At 46.6% G+C, this 17,226-nt stretch carries 17 protein-coding genes; all 17 read right to left on the bottom strand.

Annotated features, from left to right (window positions below):
* Window positions 1-39: 39 nt before the first annotated feature.
* The gene (locus ISALK_RS03895) at window positions 40-1,704 is read right to left on the bottom strand and encodes a ribonuclease J (protein ID WP_160719243.1); all 1,665 of its coding nucleotides are present in this window, start codon (window positions 1,702-1,704) and stop codon (window positions 40-42) included.
* Window positions 1,705-1,721: 17 nt separating this feature from the next.
* A complete protein-coding gene (locus tag ISALK_RS03890; RefSeq protein ID WP_160719240.1) occupies window positions 1,722-2,162 on the bottom strand; it encodes a Fur family transcriptional regulator in 441 nt (146 codons plus the stop codon).
* Between the two features lie 108 nt (window positions 2,163-2,270).
* Entirely contained in the window at window positions 2,271-2,984 is a 714-nt protein-coding gene (sfsA, locus tag ISALK_RS03885) for a DNA/RNA nuclease SfsA (RefSeq protein ID WP_160719237.1), read from the bottom strand.
* A 6-nt stretch (window positions 2,985-2,990) separates the two neighbouring features.
* Complete coding sequence (locus tag ISALK_RS03880; RefSeq protein ID WP_160719234.1) at window positions 2,991-3,281, bottom strand: DUF1292 domain-containing protein; 291 nt, start codon at window positions 3,279-3,281, stop codon at window positions 2,991-2,993.
* A gap of 161 nt (window positions 3,282-3,442) precedes the next feature.
* On the bottom strand, window positions 3,443-3,853 hold the full coding sequence (gene ruvX, locus ISALK_RS03875; RefSeq protein WP_160719230.1) for a Holliday junction resolvase RuvX: 411 nt from the start codon (window positions 3,851-3,853) through the stop codon (window positions 3,443-3,445).
* Between the two features lie 26 nt (window positions 3,854-3,879).
* On the bottom strand, window positions 3,880-4,842 hold the full coding sequence (locus tag ISALK_RS03870; protein WP_160719226.1) for an aldo/keto reductase: 963 nt from the start codon (window positions 4,840-4,842) through the stop codon (window positions 3,880-3,882).
* A 113-nt stretch (window positions 4,843-4,955) separates the two neighbouring features.
* Entirely contained in the window at window positions 4,956-5,207 is a 252-nt protein-coding gene (locus tag ISALK_RS03865; protein ID WP_160719222.1) for an IreB family regulatory phosphoprotein, read from the bottom strand.
* 98 nt (window positions 5,208-5,305) lie between these two features.
* Entirely contained in the window at window positions 5,306-5,737 is a 432-nt protein-coding gene (locus tag ISALK_RS03860) for a DMT family transporter (protein WP_160719219.1), read from the bottom strand.
* Between the two features lie 263 nt (window positions 5,738-6,000).
* The gene (gene alaS / locus ISALK_RS03855; protein WP_160719215.1) at window positions 6,001-8,631 is read right to left on the bottom strand and encodes an alanine--tRNA ligase; all 2,631 of its coding nucleotides are present in this window, start codon (window positions 8,629-8,631) and stop codon (window positions 6,001-6,003) included.
* A gap of 52 nt (window positions 8,632-8,683) precedes the next feature.
* Window positions 8,684-9,922, bottom strand: coding sequence for an AI-2E family transporter (locus ISALK_RS03850; protein WP_160719211.1), 1,239 nt, complete (start codon window positions 9,920-9,922; stop codon window positions 8,684-8,686).
* Between the two features lie 201 nt (window positions 9,923-10,123).
* Window positions 10,124-10,552, bottom strand: a complete 429-nt coding sequence (nifU, locus tag ISALK_RS03845) for a Fe-S cluster assembly scaffold protein NifU (protein ID WP_160719209.1) — start codon at window positions 10,550-10,552, stop codon at window positions 10,124-10,126.
* Complete coding sequence (gene nifS / locus ISALK_RS03840) at window positions 10,552-11,736, bottom strand: cysteine desulfurase NifS (protein ID WP_160719207.1); 1,185 nt, start codon at window positions 11,734-11,736, stop codon at window positions 10,552-10,554. The genes nifU and nifS overlap by 1 nt, the downstream gene beginning before the upstream one ends.
* Before the next feature lie 16 nt (window positions 11,737-11,752).
* Window positions 11,753-12,202 (bottom strand): RrF2 family transcriptional regulator, encoded by a 450-nt coding sequence (locus ISALK_RS03835; RefSeq protein WP_160719205.1) that lies wholly within the window; start codon window positions 12,200-12,202, stop codon window positions 11,753-11,755.
* Between the two features lie 176 nt (window positions 12,203-12,378).
* Window positions 12,379-13,917 (bottom strand): ribonuclease Y, encoded by a 1,539-nt coding sequence (gene rny, locus ISALK_RS03830; protein WP_371723516.1) that lies wholly within the window; start codon window positions 13,915-13,917, stop codon window positions 12,379-12,381.
* Between the two features lie 236 nt (window positions 13,918-14,153).
* Window positions 14,154-15,248: a recombinase RecA gene (gene recA, locus ISALK_RS03825; protein ID WP_201756837.1), complete on the bottom strand. Its 1,095-nt coding sequence runs from the start codon at window positions 15,246-15,248 to the stop codon at window positions 14,154-14,156.
* Window positions 15,249-15,346: 98 nt separating this feature from the next.
* On the bottom strand, window positions 15,347-15,883 hold the full coding sequence (gene pgsA / locus ISALK_RS03820) for a CDP-diacylglycerol--glycerol-3-phosphate 3-phosphatidyltransferase (protein WP_160719487.1): 537 nt from the start codon (window positions 15,881-15,883) through the stop codon (window positions 15,347-15,349).
* Entirely contained in the window at window positions 15,867-17,210 is a 1,344-nt protein-coding gene (gene rimO / locus ISALK_RS03815; protein ID WP_160719201.1) for a 30S ribosomal protein S12 methylthiotransferase RimO, read from the bottom strand. The genes pgsA and rimO overlap by 17 nt, the downstream gene beginning before the upstream one ends.
* Window positions 17,211-17,226: the final 16 nt, after the last annotated feature.

Genomic DNA, 17,226 nt, shown 5'->3' with positions numbered 1-17,226 from the left:
CCATATTTAATGTCCTATTTTATTATAATATACTTTTATTTAAACTTCCATAATTATAGGCAGAATCATTGGACGCCGCTTGGTTTTTTCATAGAGGAAGCCTTTTAGCTGATCCCGAATGGCCCCTTTGATTACGGACCATTCTTTGGTGTTTTGCTTCTCGCAACTTACCAAGGCTTTGGATACCACGTCTTTGGCTTCCGACATCAGAGACTCGGATTCTCGAACGTAGACAAAACCTCGAGAGATGATATCCGGTCCGGCCATTACCTTTCGGTTTTCCCGTTTGATGGTGACCACGACGATCATCAGTCCGTCTTCCGCTAAGTGCTTACGATCCCGTAGAACGATGTTTCCGACATCTCCTACACCCAGACCGTCCACAAGAACCTGTCCGGAAGTGATTTTTCCGATCACCTTGGCGGATTCCTTGGAGAATTCCATAATGTCTCCCGTCTCTCCGACGAAAATATTTTCCTTGGGCATGCCCAGCTCTTCCGCTAAGAGTCCGTGCTGACGAAGATGTCGTACTTCCCCGTGTACGGGAATAAAGTACTGAGGCTTCACCAGTCGGTGCATCAGTTTTAATTCTTCCTGGCAGGCATGTCCGGAGGTGTGCACATCATATAATTTATCGTAAATGACTTCCGCGCCGCGATCATATAATAGATTCATTACTTTTCCAACCAGTTTTTCATTCCCGGGAATCGGTGTGGAAGAAAATACCACGGTATCTCCACTTCGAACATCCAGGGTACGGTGTTCGTCACTGGCCATTCTTGGAAGGGCCGCCATAGGCTCTCCCTGAGAACCGGTAACCACAACCACCACTTCTTCATCAGGATAATCGTCCATTTCCTTTTCCGTAATGGTAATTCCCTCGGGGATATTCAATACCCCTAAGTCCTGGGCTACGGCGCCGACGGTCAGCATACTTCTTCCCGCAAAGACCACCTTACGGTTGTACTTTACACAGGAATTTACAATCTGCTGAATTCGGTGCACATGGGAGGCAAAGGTCGCAATAATAATACGACTTTTTCTGCTGCTGAAAATCTCATCGAAGGTATCTCCCACGCTTTTTTCCGAACGGGTGGTTCCCGGACGCTCGGCATTGGTACTGTCCGCCAGCATTACCAGTACCCCTTTTCGACCGATTTCCGCGATTTTATCCAAATCGATGATCTGATCGTCAATGGGGGTATAATCAATTCGAAAGTCTCCCGTATGGAATACGATGCCCGCCGGGGTTTCCACCGATAAGGCAAAAGCATCGGGAATACTGTGGGAGGTGCTGATGAACTCCACTTTAAAAGCGCCTAGTTGAATCTTTTGTCGAGGCTTTACCCGCTCAACGTGGGCATTTTTCATTTTAAAGCCCTTTAATTTGTTCTCGATCAATCCTACGGTCAGTCGGCTTCCGTATACCGGGACGTTGATTTTTTTCAAGACATAGGGCAGGGCTCCGATGTGGTCTTCGTGTCCGTGGGTAATAACAATTCCCTTTACCTTATCCTTGTTCTTCAATAAATAGGTGATATCCGGAATTACGATATCCACCCCTAACATTTCTTCTTCAGGAAAACTCAGGCCGCAGTCGATGATTAGAATCTCGTCCTCATATTCGATGGCGGTCATGTTCTTTCCGATCTCCCCTAGTCCTCCTAGCGGGATAATTTTTAACTTGTCTTTTTTACTTGCCAAATTTGTCACTCCTTCTACTATTTCTGTTTACAATCCGTACATAGACCAAAGAATTTTAATTTATGGTCCTTTATGTCGAAATCATATTCTTTTTCAATTTCTTTTTCCAAATGATCCAATAGATCAATTTTTACTTCAATAATTTTGCTGCATTCCTGACAGATTAAATGATGGTGCTGATGATCCTCGTCGTCGGTTTTGATCTCGTATCGTGAACATCCGTCGTCTAAGTTGATCCGGGAGATAATATCCATTTCCTCCAACAATTGCAGGGTTCGATACACCGTAGCCAGACCGATTTCCGGACAGTCCTTTCGAACCAGTTCGTAAATCTCTTCCGTGTTCAGGTGTTCTCCCTTGTTTTCTATAATTACATTTAACGTCGCCCGTCGTTGGGGGGTTAATTTACTTCCTTTTTCTTTTAATCGGCCCTTTAAAGTATCCATGGTTTCCAACATATTTTTCGCCCTCGCTTCTCAATTAATAATTGTTTTCACAACTCAGTATACTGGATTTTCCTTCAGCTGTCAAACTTCTTTTTGCCAACTGATAATCCCCTGAAACAATTAGCCTTCGATCTCCACGGGGATCTCTTCTAAGAGCTGAATTCCTTTTGGTGTTACTTCGCAGTTATAGGCTCGGAAATTTACACCGGCTTTTTTTGCCAGGGTGACGGCTTTGGAAAACTCGGCGTCCATGGCCCCGTTGGGGCGAAAGAACCGTCCGTCTTTTCGCTGCACCACAAAAAACACTTCTCCCCGGTACCCGGCCTTTAAGCCTTCCATCAGCTCTAAGACATGCTTGACCCCTCGGAGGGTGGGGGCATCGGGGAAGGTGGACAACCCTTCGTTTTTCACCAGGGTTACGCATTTCGCCTCGATCAATGCCAATTTTTTGGTTTTCGGATTCAATAAGCTCAGGTCAAAACGGCTTTTTCCGAAGGTCACTTCCCGCTTCACCGTTGTGAATCCTTCAAAACCGGGAATACTTCCCTCTTTAAAAGCCTTTTCCAGCAATTGATTGGGCAGTTTCGAATCAATGGATACTAAAGTATCCCCATGATAAACCATTAATAGATCAAACTTGGTTTTTCGATGGGGCTGATCTACTTTTCGAAGGATTACCGCCGCGTCCTTTACCAGAAGTTCCTTCATCCGTCCGGTATTGGCTATGTGTACCCGCTCCAGGCTCCCTTCAACGAAGACCTCCCCGATAAAACGGTTCACCCTTCGTTGAAACAGGCCCGGGACCTTCTCGCCGGGAATTTCTATAAAACCCATGGGTTTTTACTCTTCTTCTTCTTCGCTATGGTCATGATCCTCTTCTACTATGGTTTCATAGGCATCCACGACTTTTTGATATTCCTCGTCATCTTCAATGGCTACTAAGACAAAATCGTCCTCGGCCACCCCTTCGTTTTCGATTCTGAAAACGTAGGCTTCTTCCTCTTCTTCCTCTTCCAAAGGCATTAAGATCGTATACTCTTTGCCTTCCAGCTCCAAGGTCATAATAATCTCAAAATCCTTTTCCTCATCGTTCTCGTCAATCAGGGTAATAATGTTTTCTTTTTCTTCCATGGTCAAAAACCTCCTTTGATTTTTCTTGCTTTTTTAATGTAATGATTCGTTAATTATATGCTTTCTTACATCTTAATCTTATTAGGGTTACGCTTATCAGAGTATTATAAACTGTCCAGAGCATTATAAACTGTCCAGAGCAAAATAAACTGTCCAGAGCATTATAAACTGTCCAGATATCCTTGCAGGATATGCACCGCCGCCATCTTATCGATGACTCCTTTTCGTTTTTTTCGACTGACATCCGCCTCAATTAAGGTTCGTCGGGCGGCTTTCGTACTCAGCCGTTCATCCCAGTAGATGACCTTTACATCGAATTTATTCTTCAGCTTCTCGCAAAAGGCCTTGGTCTTCTCCCCTTGGGGGCCCAAGCTGCCGTTCATGTTTTTCGGCAGTCCCGCCACCACGGTGTTAATTCCGTAGGCCTTGATCAGCTCTTCCAGGCGCTGAAAATCTTCCTTTTTGCTTTTTCGAAAAATGGTCTCTACACCCTGGGCAGTAAATCCCAAGGCATCGCTGACCGCCACACCGATGGTGCGGTCCCCCACATCCAGTCCTAAAATCTTTTCCATACATCCTCCTTATGGCCGGTTTGCAGTTAAATTACTTTAATACAAAAGTCCGGACAAACCTTCCCGCAGTATCCGCAAAGCACACAGCGCTCCGGATCCACCACGGCCACCTTCGCCCCGGCTTTTTCCTGAAGACTGAGGGCCTTCATATTGCATCGTTGTACGCAAAGACCGCAGCCCCGACACCAATCTGCGATTTGCAGGGTGCGGGTTTGGGCCTTGATTTTTTTTATAGTATCCCGGGAAATTTCCCTGTTGGAAAAAATCCCCGCATTTACTTCCACTTCTTCTTTTGTCTGCATACCTACGGCCACGGCGTCTATGTCCGGCAGGTTTAACACGTAGTCAAAACCCTTTTGAAAATCCGAAAGAAGATGTCCCCCGCCCAAGGGTTTCATCGCGAAAATGCCGATATCCTTTTCCTTGGCCCTATGTATCGCCTGGAGCATTTCCCGGATGTCTCCGTCCACGATGCCCAGTCCCTGGTAATTTACGATGGGATGGACCACATCTACGGCCCCGTGCTCTGCGGCGGCCTGCACCCCGGAAACAAAATGGGTGGAAATGCCGAAACTTTTGATGACCCCTTCCTTTTTCTTTCGAAGAAAAAAGTCGATGGCCTCCCCGTGCCCCCGAAGGGTGTGCTCGCTTTCCTGTTCATGAAGCATAAACAGATCGATATAGTCGGTTTCAAGCCCCGTAAGGGCCTCTTCCAAACTATCCTTTGCGGTATCCTCGGAATAGGCATAGGATTTGGTGGCAATGTTTATTTTATGCCGTCCCCACTGTTTTAACGCCCCTTTGATCTGATGATAATTTCCGTAAAGAGAGGCGGTATCAATGAAGTTCACCCCATGATCAAAGGCATGAAGCAACAGGGCTTCTCCTTCTTTTGGAGAAAGGTTTCGCTGCAGGGGGCTCATGGTCAGGGATCCGAAACAGAGTTTCGATACCTTCAGTTCGCTTTTGCCTAATCGATTGTACTCCAAGGTTATCCTCCTTAAAATCCTACCATATAAATATTAATTATAACATAGATGATTTCAAAATAGGAAACCTTTCCATAAAAAAAGTAAGAGGCCGCCCCCTTACTTCCCTGGTATTATTTGGATAAGTAAGATCGTAGGAGTTCTTCCAGTAATTCATCCCGTTCGATCTTGGAAATCATACTTCTGGCGTTATTATGGCTGGTAATATAGGTGGGATCCCCGGATAACATGTATCCGATGAATTGATTTACGGGATTGTATCCCTTTTCCTCTAGGGCCTGGTATACGCTTTCTATGATGCTTCTTGCTTCCTCCTGCTTTTCCTGGTCTATGTTAAACTTCATGGTGGATTGATCATCGTACATGATATCGCCTCCTTAATTTTATCGTTCCTTTGCTTCCTACTATTTTACCATAGATTTTGAAAGTTTGAAACCACAGGGCGACTTTTCTTTTCCGGGGGTTAGTTCATCTGATACATCACCAGGCCGCTGATCATCAGCACCAATCCCACGGCTTTTCTGAGGGACAGAAGAATAATCGGTTCCCCAAAATAGCCGAAGTAGTTGATCCCCGCGGTAAACACAATTTGGGTTACGATCATCAGGGTAATGGTATAACTGGCCCCGATGGAGGAGATGCCGTTGATCACACTGAAAATGATCACCACCCCCATGACCCCTCCTAAGAGATAATAGGGCTGTACCTCTTTGATGGGGCTGAAATTCAGATTTTCAAACATCAACATAATAATAAAGGCCACCAAAAATCCACTGCCGTGAACAAAGGTATTGGTATGCCAAAACCCGATTTTGTCACTGAGGCGGGCGTTGAAAATCCCCTGCATGGATACCATGATCCCTGCCAAAACTGAAAACAGCATTCCGTATAACATATTTTCCACTCCTTTTTTTCTAGTGATGGATCACGACGGTTTATGATAGATAACGACTATTTACTACTCCCTTGTTAAGCCAGTCAACCAATCAAGCCAGTCAACCAATCAAGCCAGTCAACCAGTAAAGTCAGTAATGCCAGTAAAAACCCTTCTATAATACCCAAATCAACCTAGGGTTTATAGAAGGGTTTGACTCATTGATTCCTCCTGTCCCCAAGGGCCGCTTGCCCTTCGGGGAGACGCTTGAGAATTACAATGACCTACAGGGTTTCCTCCACGTAGGATTTAACAGCCGCTAAGGCTTCGTCTATTTTTTCGGGATTCTTGCCTCCGGCCTGAGCCATATCCGGTCGACCGCCACCACCGCCGCCGGCGACTTTGGCGCCCACCTTGACGATGTCTCCCGCTTTGATGCCTTGTTGAACCAGATCCTTGGTGACCATGGCAATGAAGCTTGCCTTGCCTTTATTCTTCGCCCCAAGAACGATGATGCCGCTTTCCACTTTTTCCTTCAGACCGTCACCGATTTTTCGGATTTCGTCCATTTCCTTTTCTCCCAGGTTTTCCAAAATCATCGGTACGCCTTTTACCTCCACAGCGGTCTTAAGCAAATCTCCCACAACGTCTCCCGCCAGCTTGCTTTTAAGGGATTCGATGGTTTTAAGCTGATCTTTTTGTTCCACTAAGACCTCTTCAATACGGCGAAGGATATTGTTTTCCTTTACTTTTAAGGTTTGTGCCGCCTGCTGAATCAGAGCCTCTTGCTCCTTCATCTGACGATACACCCCTTCCCCGGTTACCGCTTCAATCCGTCGGACCCCGGAGGCGACACTGGCTTCGTGCAGAATTTTAAACATGCCGATTTTGCTGGTATTATCCACGTGGCTGCCGCCGCACAGTTCATTGGAGTAATTTTCCACTTCAATTACCCGGACATGCTCATCGTATTTTTCCGTAAACAGGGCCGCGGCCCCTTTTTCCTTGGCTTCGGCTAAGGACATGGTGGCGGCGTTGACCCGCTGTCCATTAAAGATCACGGCGTTGACCTGCTCTTCGATTTTTTCCATTTCCTCTTGGGTCAGTCCCTCAAAATGGTTAAAGTCAAATCGCATTCGTTCATCGCTGACGTAGGACCCCGCCTGGTTCACATGGTCCCCCACCACATCCTTCAGTGCCTGATGGAGTAAATGGGTTCCCGTATGATTTTTCATCGTGGCAAAGCGCCGTTTTTCATCGATGTGCAGGGTCACGTCCTCCCCTTTTTTCACTGTCCCGGAAAGGACTTTTACCAGTTTATAGGTTCTGCCGTTTTTATCGTTTTGGGTATCCAGGACTTTTCCTTCAAAGTGGTCATGGTAGACTCGGCCCTGATCCCCCACCTGTCCCCCACTTTCTCCGTAAAAGGGGGTTTTATCCGTAATCAAGAGGACTTCCGTCCCCTCGACGGCTTCTTCCAAGGCCTCTCCCCGGGATACCAGGGCCATAACCTTCGCCGTCTCCTTAAAGGAAGTGTACCCCGTAAATAAGGTTTTCAGCTTGGGATCCACGGATTTTAAGGGATCCTCTGCCCAGCCTTCGGTACCCTGCTTTTGCCGGGAGCTTCTGGCAAGGTTTCGCTGTTTTTCCATGGCGGCTTCAAAGGCCTCTTCGTCCACGGTAAAATTCTTTTCCGCCAGGATCTCCAGGGTCAAGTCCAGAGGAAAACCATAGGTGTCGTAGAGCTTAAAGGCGTCGGCCCCGGAAAGGACCTTTTCCCCCTTTTGTTCCAGGGTTTCGATATAGCCGTCGAGGATTTCCATTCCCTGTCCGATGGTCTCCTGGAATTTTTCCTCCTCCACGGTGATGATCTTTCGAATATAGTCTTGTTTCTCTTTCAGCTCCGGATAGTCCTCGCCGAAAATTTCCACCACGGTATCCATCAGATCCTTTAAAAAGCTGTGGCGTATCCCCAGCATTCTTCCGTGACGGGCCCCCCGGCGTAGGAGGCGTCGTAGGACGTATCCCCGGCCTTCATTGCTGGGGACGATTCCGTCGCCGATCATAAAGGTAACCGCCTTCACATGGTCGGTAATGACTTTAATGGAGGTGCTTTCCTCTTCCTTTTCCGGAGAGTTTTTCATGGCGATCACCCGGTCATAAATCCGTTTCGCAACGTCGATTTCATAAATGGAGTTTACATCCTGCATAATCGCCGCTACCCGCTCAAGACCCATACCGGTATCGATATTGGGACTGGGAAGTTTGGTATAATTCCCCTCTTCGTCTTTGTTGAACTGGGTAAACACCAGGTTCCAAAATTCCACAAACCGGTCACAGTCGCAGCCCGGCTTACAATCGGGATCCTCGCAGCCGTAGGCCGCTCCCCGGTCGTAGTAGAGCTCGGAGCAGGGGCCGCAGGGGCCGGTGCCGATTTCCCAGAAATTGTCCTCCTTGCCCAGGCGTACAATCTTCTCTTTTTCCAGGCCGATGTGGTCATGCCACAGATCGAAGGCTTCGTCGTCCTCCTGGTAAATCGAGGCCCAGACGTTTTCCCGGGGCATCTCCAGGACCTCCAGGACAAACTCCCAGGACCATTCAATGGCTTCTTTTTTGAAATAGTCCCCGAAGGAGAAGTTCCCCAGCATTTCAAAAAACGTGGCATGTCTTGCGGTTCGTCCCACGTTTTCGATGTCATCGGTACGAATGCATTTTTGACAGGTGGCCATGCGGTTCTTCGGCGGCTCCTTGGTTCCTGAAAAGTAAGGCTTTAAGGGGGCCATTCCCGCATTGATCAACAGTAAACTCTTGTCCTCCAAGGGCACAAGAGGGTAACTTTTTTGAATGTAGTGGTCCTTTTCTTCAAAGAACTTTAAAAAGGCTCTTCGAATTTCGTTTGCTCCCATTGCTTTCATTGATGTTCCTCCTCTTTTATTTCAGTGTGGTGCTTTTCAAAATTATATCATTTTACATCCGTTTAACCAAGGCAATAAAGTGTTTTCCCAAAACATGGATGGTCACCGCCGTGGGGACGGCAATAAGCATGCCGAGAAGACCGAACATCCGGCCCCCGATCATTAACGACAGCATCACGAATACAGGATGAAATCCTACCCGCTTGCCCACCACCCGGGGAGTGACAATGCCACTTTCAATCTGTTGAATCGCTGTAAATACGGCGATGACCCAAAGCGCTTTCATGGGCCCGTCCAAGAGGGCGAAAAACACCGCGGGGATAATGCCGATAAAGGGGCCTAAATAGGGTATGATATTGAATATTCCTGCAATCATTCCCACCAGTACCGCAAATTCCACCCGAAGGATCAACAGGGCCACCGTGGTCATGGTTCCCACAAACAGGGCCACCAACAGCTGTCCTCTGACAAAGCCTCCCAGGGCTTTGTTCAAATCGTGGCCGATGTGCAGGGCCTGCTGACGGCCCCAGGGTGGGATCAGCCGGAGGATATTTTTTTTGAATCTTTCCCGGTCTTTTAAAAAGTAAAAGGTAATAATCGGGGTTAAAATCACATTGATTACCCGGGTGAAAAAGCCCTGAAAGGTGCGGGTAATGGATCCGAAGGTTCCCGCAAACATCTCCTGGAAACGCTCCAGGTTGATATCAAACATCTCCCCGATGTTTTCCAGGTTTTCCGGTAAAAAGCCGATACGGTGAAAATTCCTTTCATAAAAGGCCTGAAAGTTACCGTAAATGTTTTCCACGTATTGGGGAAGGACCTCCATCAACCGGCGCATCTCCCCGGTAATCCTGGGGAAAAAACTTATGGACAGGATGACCAGGACCCCAATGATCCCGGCATAGATCAAAAGAATGCCATAGGGTCTTTTGATCCCCTTTCGATCCATCAGGGTCACCGCGGGGTTCAGGATATAGGCGATGGCAAAGGCGGCGAGGAAGGGGGCGACCAGCTGGAGTAAAAACCCCTGAATGGTATAAAGGCCGATGAGAATCAGTACCACAAAAAAGAACAGCAGGAAGTAAAAAATCTGTTTTTTTCCAATATGAATCCGTCGATCCCGATATAAAAAATTATTCCCGATATGTATTAAGTAATAAATACTAAAACCAATCAGCAGGAGTACCCCCAGCAATATCAGGAAGGATAAAAAGTTCATAATGTACCCTCTATCCGCGAACCGGGATACTTCGTTATTCCCTGCATTCAGTAAGGCCGTTGTAAAACTCATCCATGATGCCCTCCACACGAAAATCCCCTCCCTATTCCGAAAGCCTTTCCTTCAGATTTTCAGAATCTTTTCCTTCACCTTTCATTTTAGCAAATATTATAGGATAAATCTATTTAAAAAAAAGAAAACACAGCATCTCACTGTATTTTCTTTGGTTATTTCGATTGGATCCCCGAGAGTTTACCGGCGGGGAAATTATTATTAATGATGGTCTTCCTGGGCAGCCTCGGGATCAAAGCCTTCCAATTCTTCATAATGCTTATTGTTTTTCGATGCATAGTCATAAATTCCGGATTTAATGGCCTGCTCTGCTAATACGGAACAGTGGATTTTGGCCGAGGGCAGTCCTCCCAGTTCTTCCACCACTTTTTTATTGCTGATGTTTAAGGCTTCCTTTACGGTTTTTCCCTTGATCAGTTCCGTGGCGATGGAGGAGCTGGCAATCGCCGATCCGCATCCGAAGGTCTTGAATTTCACATCGGTGATGACTTCCTGATCATCGATTTTAAAGTACATCTTCATAATATCCCCGCATTTCGGGTTTCCTACCTGGCCTACGCCGTCGGCATCCTTAATCTCGCCTACATTTCTGGGGTTGGTAAAGTGTTCCATAACAGTTTCTGTATACATTATTGATTACCTCCTTGGATTTCTTCATATAGTGGGGACATCTGTCGCAACCTCTCCACAATGGGAGGCAACTGTTCTAATACATAATCTACTTCCTCTTCGGTATTATAGACTCCGATGGTCAGTCTGAGGGAGCCGTGGGCCACTTCATGGGTCAGTCCCAAAGAGAGGAGCACATGGGAGGGATCCAAAGATCCGGAGGTGCAGGCGGAACCGCTGGAGGCGGCAATACCTACCATATCCAGGCTGAGAAGCAGGGATTCCCCTTCAATATAGCGAAAGGAAATATTGGTATTGTTGGGCAATCTTTTGGTACGGTGCCCGTTTAACAGAGTGTGGGGAATCGTTTCTAAAATCCCGTCAATCAATTTATCCCGCAGTCGGGTTTTTTCCTGAATCCGTTCTTCCAGGTTTTCATGGGCCAACTCCGCAGCCTTTCCAAAACCCACAATACCCGGTACGTTCTCGGTGCCCGCCCGTTTCTTTCGCTCCTGAGCGCCGCCGTGAATCAAGTTATGCAGCCGGATGCCGGGACGAATATACAAGGCACCGATCCCCTTGGGACCGTGGATCTTATGGGCGGAGAGACTGAGCATATCAATGTTTAACTCCTCCACATCCACTTTTCCGTTGCCGTAGATTTGTACGCCGTCGGTGTGAAAGGCCACTTTTCGTTCCCTGGCAATGGCACCGATCTCTTTAATGGGCTGGATGGTACCGATTTCGTTGTTGGCAAACATGACCGTGATCAAAATGGTTTCGTCGGTAATGGCATTTTTGAGTTCTTCCAAATCGATTAAACCGTCTTCGTCCACGTCGAGATAGGTTGCAGTAAAGCCGTGCTCTTTTTCCAAATATTCCACGGCGTAAAGCACCGCGTGGTGTTCAATTTTCGTGGTGATAATATGATTTCCTTTGTTCCTGTTGGCGAAGGCATACCCTTTAATCGCCCAGTTGTCGGATTCAGAGCCGCCGCCGGTGAAATATATTTCCCGTGACTTGGCGTTTAAGGTTTTCGCAATACGATCCCTTGCGGTATCCACGGCATTTTTGCTCTCTCTTCCAAAACTATGAAGACTGGAGGGATTGCCGTATTCCGTTTTCATAAAGTCCATCATTTCCTCTAGAACTTTTTCTCTCATCGGTGCCGTTGCTGAATAGTCCATGTACACTCTTTTTTTCATTATTACACCCCTTTTCTTATATATAAAACATGTAATTTTTCTTGTTGTTGATCTTCTCCTGATCCTCCAGCATATGGGCCAGGGTAGTGGTATCGATCACATCGTTTACACTTTCCTGGATTCTTGCCCAGACCAGCCGAGTTACACAGGATTCCTGATTTCGGCATTCCTCGGAATCCGCATCCATTACACAATCCGCCGGCCCTACAGGACCTTCCAGGGACCGTATAATCGCCCCTACGGTAATTTCTTCCGGAGGATGATTTAGCATGTATCCCCCTTGGGCTCCCCGTACACTTTTTACCAGCTTTGCTCTTCGAAGTGTAGCGATCAACTGTTCTAAATAGTGTTCCGAGATGTCCTGCCGTTGGGCGATGTTTTTCAATGTTATGGGTCCGTCGCCGTAGTTCATGGCCAGATCGAACATGGCCTTTAGACCATAGCGACCCTTTGTGGAAAATTTCATATCCACCCTCCTTATCAAATCGTCAGAATATTCCCGACTGAAATACTTGGAATTCAATAAAACCATTATAGTATACCCGACTCTTTTTGTCAACATTAAAAAAGGAAGGATGTTTTCCATCCTTCCCCTTGTTTCCCTATGGATTTTGAGCTTAGGGATTGAGTGGTCCTAAGCGCTTATTTTGCGTACTCAATGGCTCTGGTTTCCCGAATGACATTGACTTTAATCTGTCCCGGATATTCCAGTTCCGATTCCACGTTCTTTGTAATGTCCCGGGCCAGCATAACCATCTGTTCATCATTATAGCTTTCCGGTTTGATCACGATTCGAATTTCCCGTCCCGCCTGAATGGCAAAGGATTTTTCTACGCCTTCATATTTGTTGGCAATTTCTTCGAGTTTTTCCAGTCTTTTAATGTAAGACTCCAGAGTTTCTCGTCTTGCTCCCGGTCTTGCGGCGGAAACCGCATCGGCAGCAGTGATTAAAATCGCTTCCAGACTTTCCGGTTCGTAGTCTCCATGGTGGGTACTCATGGCGTGGATCACGGCTTTGGATTCTTTATACTTTTTCAGTAAATTCATACCGATTTCCACATGGGGACCTTCCACTTCGTGGTCCACAGCTTTTCCGATATCATGCAGCAGTCCTGCCCGTTTTGCCACCTTGGGATCCTGTCCCAGTTCCGTGGCCATAATTCCCGCTAAGTGGGAAACTTCAATGGCATGCTTTAATACGTTTTGTCCGTAGCTTTTTCGGTACTTCAGTCGTCCCAGAAGCCTCATAAGCTCAGGATGCAGTCCGTATACACCGGTGTCAAAGGTTGCCTGCTCTCCGGTTTCTTTGATGATCTCTTCCACATCTTTTTTCGCTTTTTCCACCATTTCTTCGATTCTTGCGGGATGGATTCTTCCATCCACAATCAATCGTTCCAGAGCAATTCGTGCAACTTCTCTTCTAATAGGATCAAACCCTGATAAAATTACGGCCTCAGGGGTATCATCAATGATCAGATCAATACCGGTTAAGGTTTCTAATGTTCGAATATTTCGACCTTCCCGACCGATAATCCGTCCCTTCATTTCATCGTTGGGTAATTCCACCACGGTAACGGTGGTTTCCGCTACATGGTCCGCCGCGCATTTTTGGATGGAGTAGGCAATAATTTCCCGGGCTTTTTTGTCTGCGTCTTCCTTCGCCTGGCTTTCAATTTCCTTTACCATCATCGCTGCTTCATGCTTGGCTTCTTTTTCTACATCGTTCATTAAAATTCGTTTTGCTTCCTCCTGAGTAAGACCGGAAACTTCTTCGAGCTTGATCTTTTGTTCTTCGATCAGCCCCTCAATTTTTCCTTCTTTGTCCTCAAGATCCTTCAGCTTTTTGTTGTACTTGTTCTCTTTGGCTTCTATGCCCTCCGCTTTTCGATCTAAACTTTCTTCTTTTTGAAGCAATCGTTTTTCAATCTTTTGCTGCTCGTTTCTTCGATCCCGACTTTCTCTTTCAAAGTCATTTCTCAGTCGATGCACTTCTTCCTTCGCTTCTAACAATAGTTCTTTTTTCTTGGTTTCTGCATCTTTTATTGCTTCTTTTTCAATTTTGTCAGCTAATTTTTCTGCATTATTTATTTTTCCCTCTGCAATATTTTTACGAATAAAATATCCAGCAAGGCATCCTACAATTGCAGCTACGATTAGCCATAGTATCATTGTTGGTTCGATATTGGACACCTCCTTTATTAAATTTTTTCAATCCCTTATTACACATTTCTCCTAGGAATATTACATTAGTACACCTTTTCATTTTATCCTTTTTTCCAAGGAGTGTCAAGGTATCAATGATAAGCCATGGAAAGAATAGGAAAAGCCCCGGAAATACCTCTCCCGGGGCTGTTCTTCTACTGTGTTTTGGGTTTTCCTCCCTTCCTTTACCGGAGGTTAAACCGAAAACTTTCCGCTTATTCCGCTTTCTTTCCTTTTTTAGGAGCTTTTCCTTCTTTTGCAGGCTTTTCGCCTTCATTCCCGGGGGTTTCCCCTTTGTCCGGGGTTTCCGAAGGGGTGCTGTCGTCTTCGACCAATTGATGATGGACGCGGATTTTTCGTTCCAGCTCCTTCAGCACCTGGGGATTTTCTTCCAGATAGGTTTTGGAATTTTCCCGGCCCTGACCCAGGCGGGTACCTTCGTAGCTGTACCAGGCACCGGCTTTATCCACAATGTCCAGTTCACTGGCAAGATCGAGAATATCTCCCGATGCGGAAATCCCTTTTCCGTACATAATATCAAACTCCGCCTTTTTGAAAGGAGGGGCTACTTTATTTTTCACGACCTTTACCCGGGTCCGATTTCCGAGAATGTCGTTTCCTTGCTTAATGATGTCAATTTTTCGAATATCCATCCGCACCGAGGAGTAAAACTTCAGGGCCCGGCCTCCCGATGTGGTCTCGGGATTTCCAAACATGACTCCGACCTTCTCCCGAAGCTGATTGATAAAAATCACCGTGGTATGGGATTTGCTGATGGCTCCTGAGAGTTTACGAAGGGCCTGGGACATCAGTCTTGCCTGAAGGCCCACATGGGCGTCTCCCATTTCCCCTTCAATTTCCGCCTTAGGCACTAAAGCCGCCACGGAGTCTACGGTAACAATATCCACGGCGCCGCTTCTTACCAGGGCTTCCGTAATTTCCAAGGCCTGCTCTCCGGTATCCGGTTGAGAGACAATCAACTCGTCCACTTTTACTCCCAGGTTTCGGGCATAAGCTGGGTCCAGGGCATGCTCCGCATCGATAAAGGCTGCGGTCCCTCCATTTTTTTGGGCTTCGGCAATCATATGTAGGGATATGGTTGTCTTACCCGAAGATTCCGGCCCGTAGATTTCTATGATTCTTCCTCTTGGAACCCCCCCTACGCCTAAGGCTACGTCCAGGCCGATGGAGCCTGTGGGAATCACATCAATGTTCAGTATTGCGTCTCCTCCCAGTTGCATGATGGAACCTTTTCCGAACTGCTTTTCAATTTGACCAATGGCCATGTCTAATGCTTTTTTCTTTTCCATAATCCCAGTTAAACTGGTCACCACCTTTATCATTATATATTTCGAACGAATGTTCTAATTTCATTATACTGTAGTTCCCGAAAAAAATCAAAGGTTTTTTAACTGTCCAGAATTTTTTTATTCTTCCGGATGTAATCCACTCCGGAAATCACCGTAAAGATCACCGCGATCCATAGCACAATGGTGTCCACGGGAACGTTAATATACCGGAAGGGAAAATTATCCAACAAAATCAAAGATATGGCCACGATCTGAGAAATCGTCTTTACTTTTCCCCAAACACTGGCGGCAATTACGTGGCCCTCGGCTGCGGCCACAGCCCGAAGGACGCTGATGGTAAATTCCCGGGCAATAATGATCACCACTACCCAGGCGGAGATCTCCCCCATGGAGGCCAGGGATATCAAGGCGGCGGAAACCAGCAGTTTATCCGCTAAGGGGTCCATAAACTTTCCGAAGTTGGTAATCTGGTTTCGACTCCTGGCAATATAACCGTCCAGGGAGTCGGTGATGGCGGCAAGGATGAATACAAAGGCAGCGATGTAATCTCCGTAGGGGATTTGATGCAACAAAAACACCATGAAAACCGGCACCATAAATATTCGAAGTATTGTCAGTTTATTCGCTAAGTTCATTTTCATCGACGCTCTCTCCCATCAAATCATATTCCATTGCTCCGGTAATTTTTACCCTTACAATGTCTCCCGGCTTATGGGGGGACTCACTGGTCACATACACCCCTCCGTCAATTTCCGGAGCATCCCCTTGACTTCTGCCAAGGTACTCGCCCTGATCTAAATCCTCTTCAATCAGCACCTGCATTTCTCTGCCCACCTTGTTTTGATTCTTTTCCAGGGAAATACCCTGCTGCAGTTCCATGATTTCTTTTTGCCGCTGCTCTTTCAGGTCTTCACTGAGGTGGTCGGGTAAGTTAAAGGCCGGGGTGTCTTCCTCCATGGAATAGGTAAAGGCCCCTAAACGGTCAAACTTTTGGGTTTTAACAAAGTCCTTCAAAATCTCAAAGTCTTCCTCCGTCTCTCCGGGAAAGCCTACTATTAAGGAGGTTCTCAGCACAATTTCCGGAATTTCCTCCCGTAGATTTTTAATCAGGTCCCTTAACTGTTGATGACCGGTCCTTCGGTTCATCCGTTTCAATACGGAGTCACTGGCGTGCTGTATGGGAATATCCAGATAGTTGCATACCTTGGCGTTGTTTTTCATGCTTTCGATTAATTCCTTGGTGATCATCTCGGGATAGGAATAGAGCATTCGAATCCACTGAATCCCTTCAATCTTTTGGAGTTCATCCAAAAGCTTTGGCAGACGAAATTCGTCGTATAAATCAATGCCGTACCGGGTGGTGTCCTGGGCAATCAGGATCACTTCCTTTACTCCCTGGTCCGCTAAATCCTGAGCTTCCTCCAGGATATCCTCCATTTTCCGACTGCGGTATTTTCCCCGGAGCTTGGGAATAATACAATAGGTGCACAGGTTATCACAGCCGTCGGAGATCTTTAAATAGGCGGTATGATTCGGGGTGGTCAGCACCCGTTTATGTTCTTCCTCAAAGGTTTTGTCCACGTTGCCTACGTAGTACAGTCGTTTGCCCTCTAAGGTTTCGTTCATAACCTCTACAATACGTTCATAATCCCCGGTACCCACAATGGCGTTCACCTCGGGGAGCTCTTCTAATAAATCCTTGGCATAACGTTCTCCCAGGCATCCTGCCACAATCAGGGTTTTCAACCCGTTTGCCTTCAGGGCCCCCATCTTCAAAATTTGATTGATGGATTCCTCTTTGGCGGCTTCAATAAATCCACAGGTGTTTACCACAATAGCCTGGGCACTCTTTTGATCCATGGTAATTTCATATCCGTTTTTCTGTAGGATTCCCAGCATTAATTCCGAATCAATTAAGTTCTTCGAACAACCCAGGGATTCTATATAAACCTTTAAAGCCATTTCATCTACTTCCTTT

It is taken from the genome of Isachenkonia alkalipeptolytica (assembly GCF_009910325.1).
Classification (GTDB): domain Bacteria; phylum Bacillota; class Clostridia; order Peptostreptococcales; family T1SED10-28; genus Isachenkonia; species Isachenkonia alkalipeptolytica.
The sequence above is the reverse complement of the archived record's forward strand: the minus strand, read 5'-3'. Positions and strand labels throughout refer to the sequence as shown.

Excerpts from the sequence above, each read along its gene's own strand:
- rimO (WP_160719201.1), bottom strand. The coding sequence starts at position 17,210 with ATGGCTTTAAAGGTTTATATAGAATCCCTGGGTTGTTCGAAGAACTTA.
- ISALK_RS03850 (WP_160719211.1), bottom strand. The coding sequence starts at position 9,922 with ATGAGTTTTACAACGGCCTTACTGAATGCAGGGAATAACGAAGTATCC.
- ISALK_RS03890 (WP_160719240.1), bottom strand. The coding sequence starts at position 2,162 with ATGTTGGAAACCATGGATACTTTAAAGGGCCGATTAAAAGAAAAAGGA.
- sfsA (WP_160719237.1), bottom strand. The coding sequence starts at position 2,984 with ATGGGTTTTATAGAAATTCCCGGCGAGAAGGTCCCGGGCCTGTTTCAA.
- nifS (WP_160719207.1), bottom strand. The coding sequence starts at position 11,736 with ATGAAAAAAAGAGTGTACATGGACTATTCAGCAACGGCACCGATGAGA.
- ISALK_RS03835 (WP_160719205.1), bottom strand. The coding sequence starts at position 12,202 with ATGAAATTTTCCACAAAGGGTCGCTATGGTCTAAAGGCCATGTTCGAT.
- ISALK_RS03865 (WP_160719222.1), bottom strand. The coding sequence starts at position 5,207 with ATGTACGATGATCAATCCACCATGAAGTTTAACATAGACCAGGAAAAG.
- ISALK_RS03860 (WP_160719219.1), bottom strand. The coding sequence starts at position 5,737 with ATGTTATACGGAATGCTGTTTTCAGTTTTGGCAGGGATCATGGTATCC.
- pgsA (WP_160719487.1), bottom strand. The coding sequence starts at position 15,883 with ATGAACTTAGCGAATAAACTGACAATACTTCGAATATTTATGGTGCCG.
- ISALK_RS03880 (WP_160719234.1), bottom strand. The coding sequence starts at position 3,281 with ATGGAAGAAAAAGAAAACATTATTACCCTGATTGACGAGAACGATGAG.
- alaS (WP_160719215.1), bottom strand. The coding sequence starts at position 8,631 with ATGAAAGCAATGGGAGCAAACGAAATTCGAAGAGCCTTTTTAAAGTTC.
- nifU (WP_160719209.1), bottom strand. The coding sequence starts at position 10,552 with ATGTATACAGAAACTGTTATGGAACACTTTACCAACCCCAGAAATGTA.
- ruvX (WP_160719230.1), bottom strand. The coding sequence starts at position 3,853 with ATGGAAAAGATTTTAGGACTGGATGTGGGGGACCGCACCATCGGTGTG.
- recA (WP_201756837.1), bottom strand. The coding sequence starts at position 15,248 with ATGGAAAAGAAAAAAGCATTAGACATGGCCATTGGTCAAATTGAAAAG.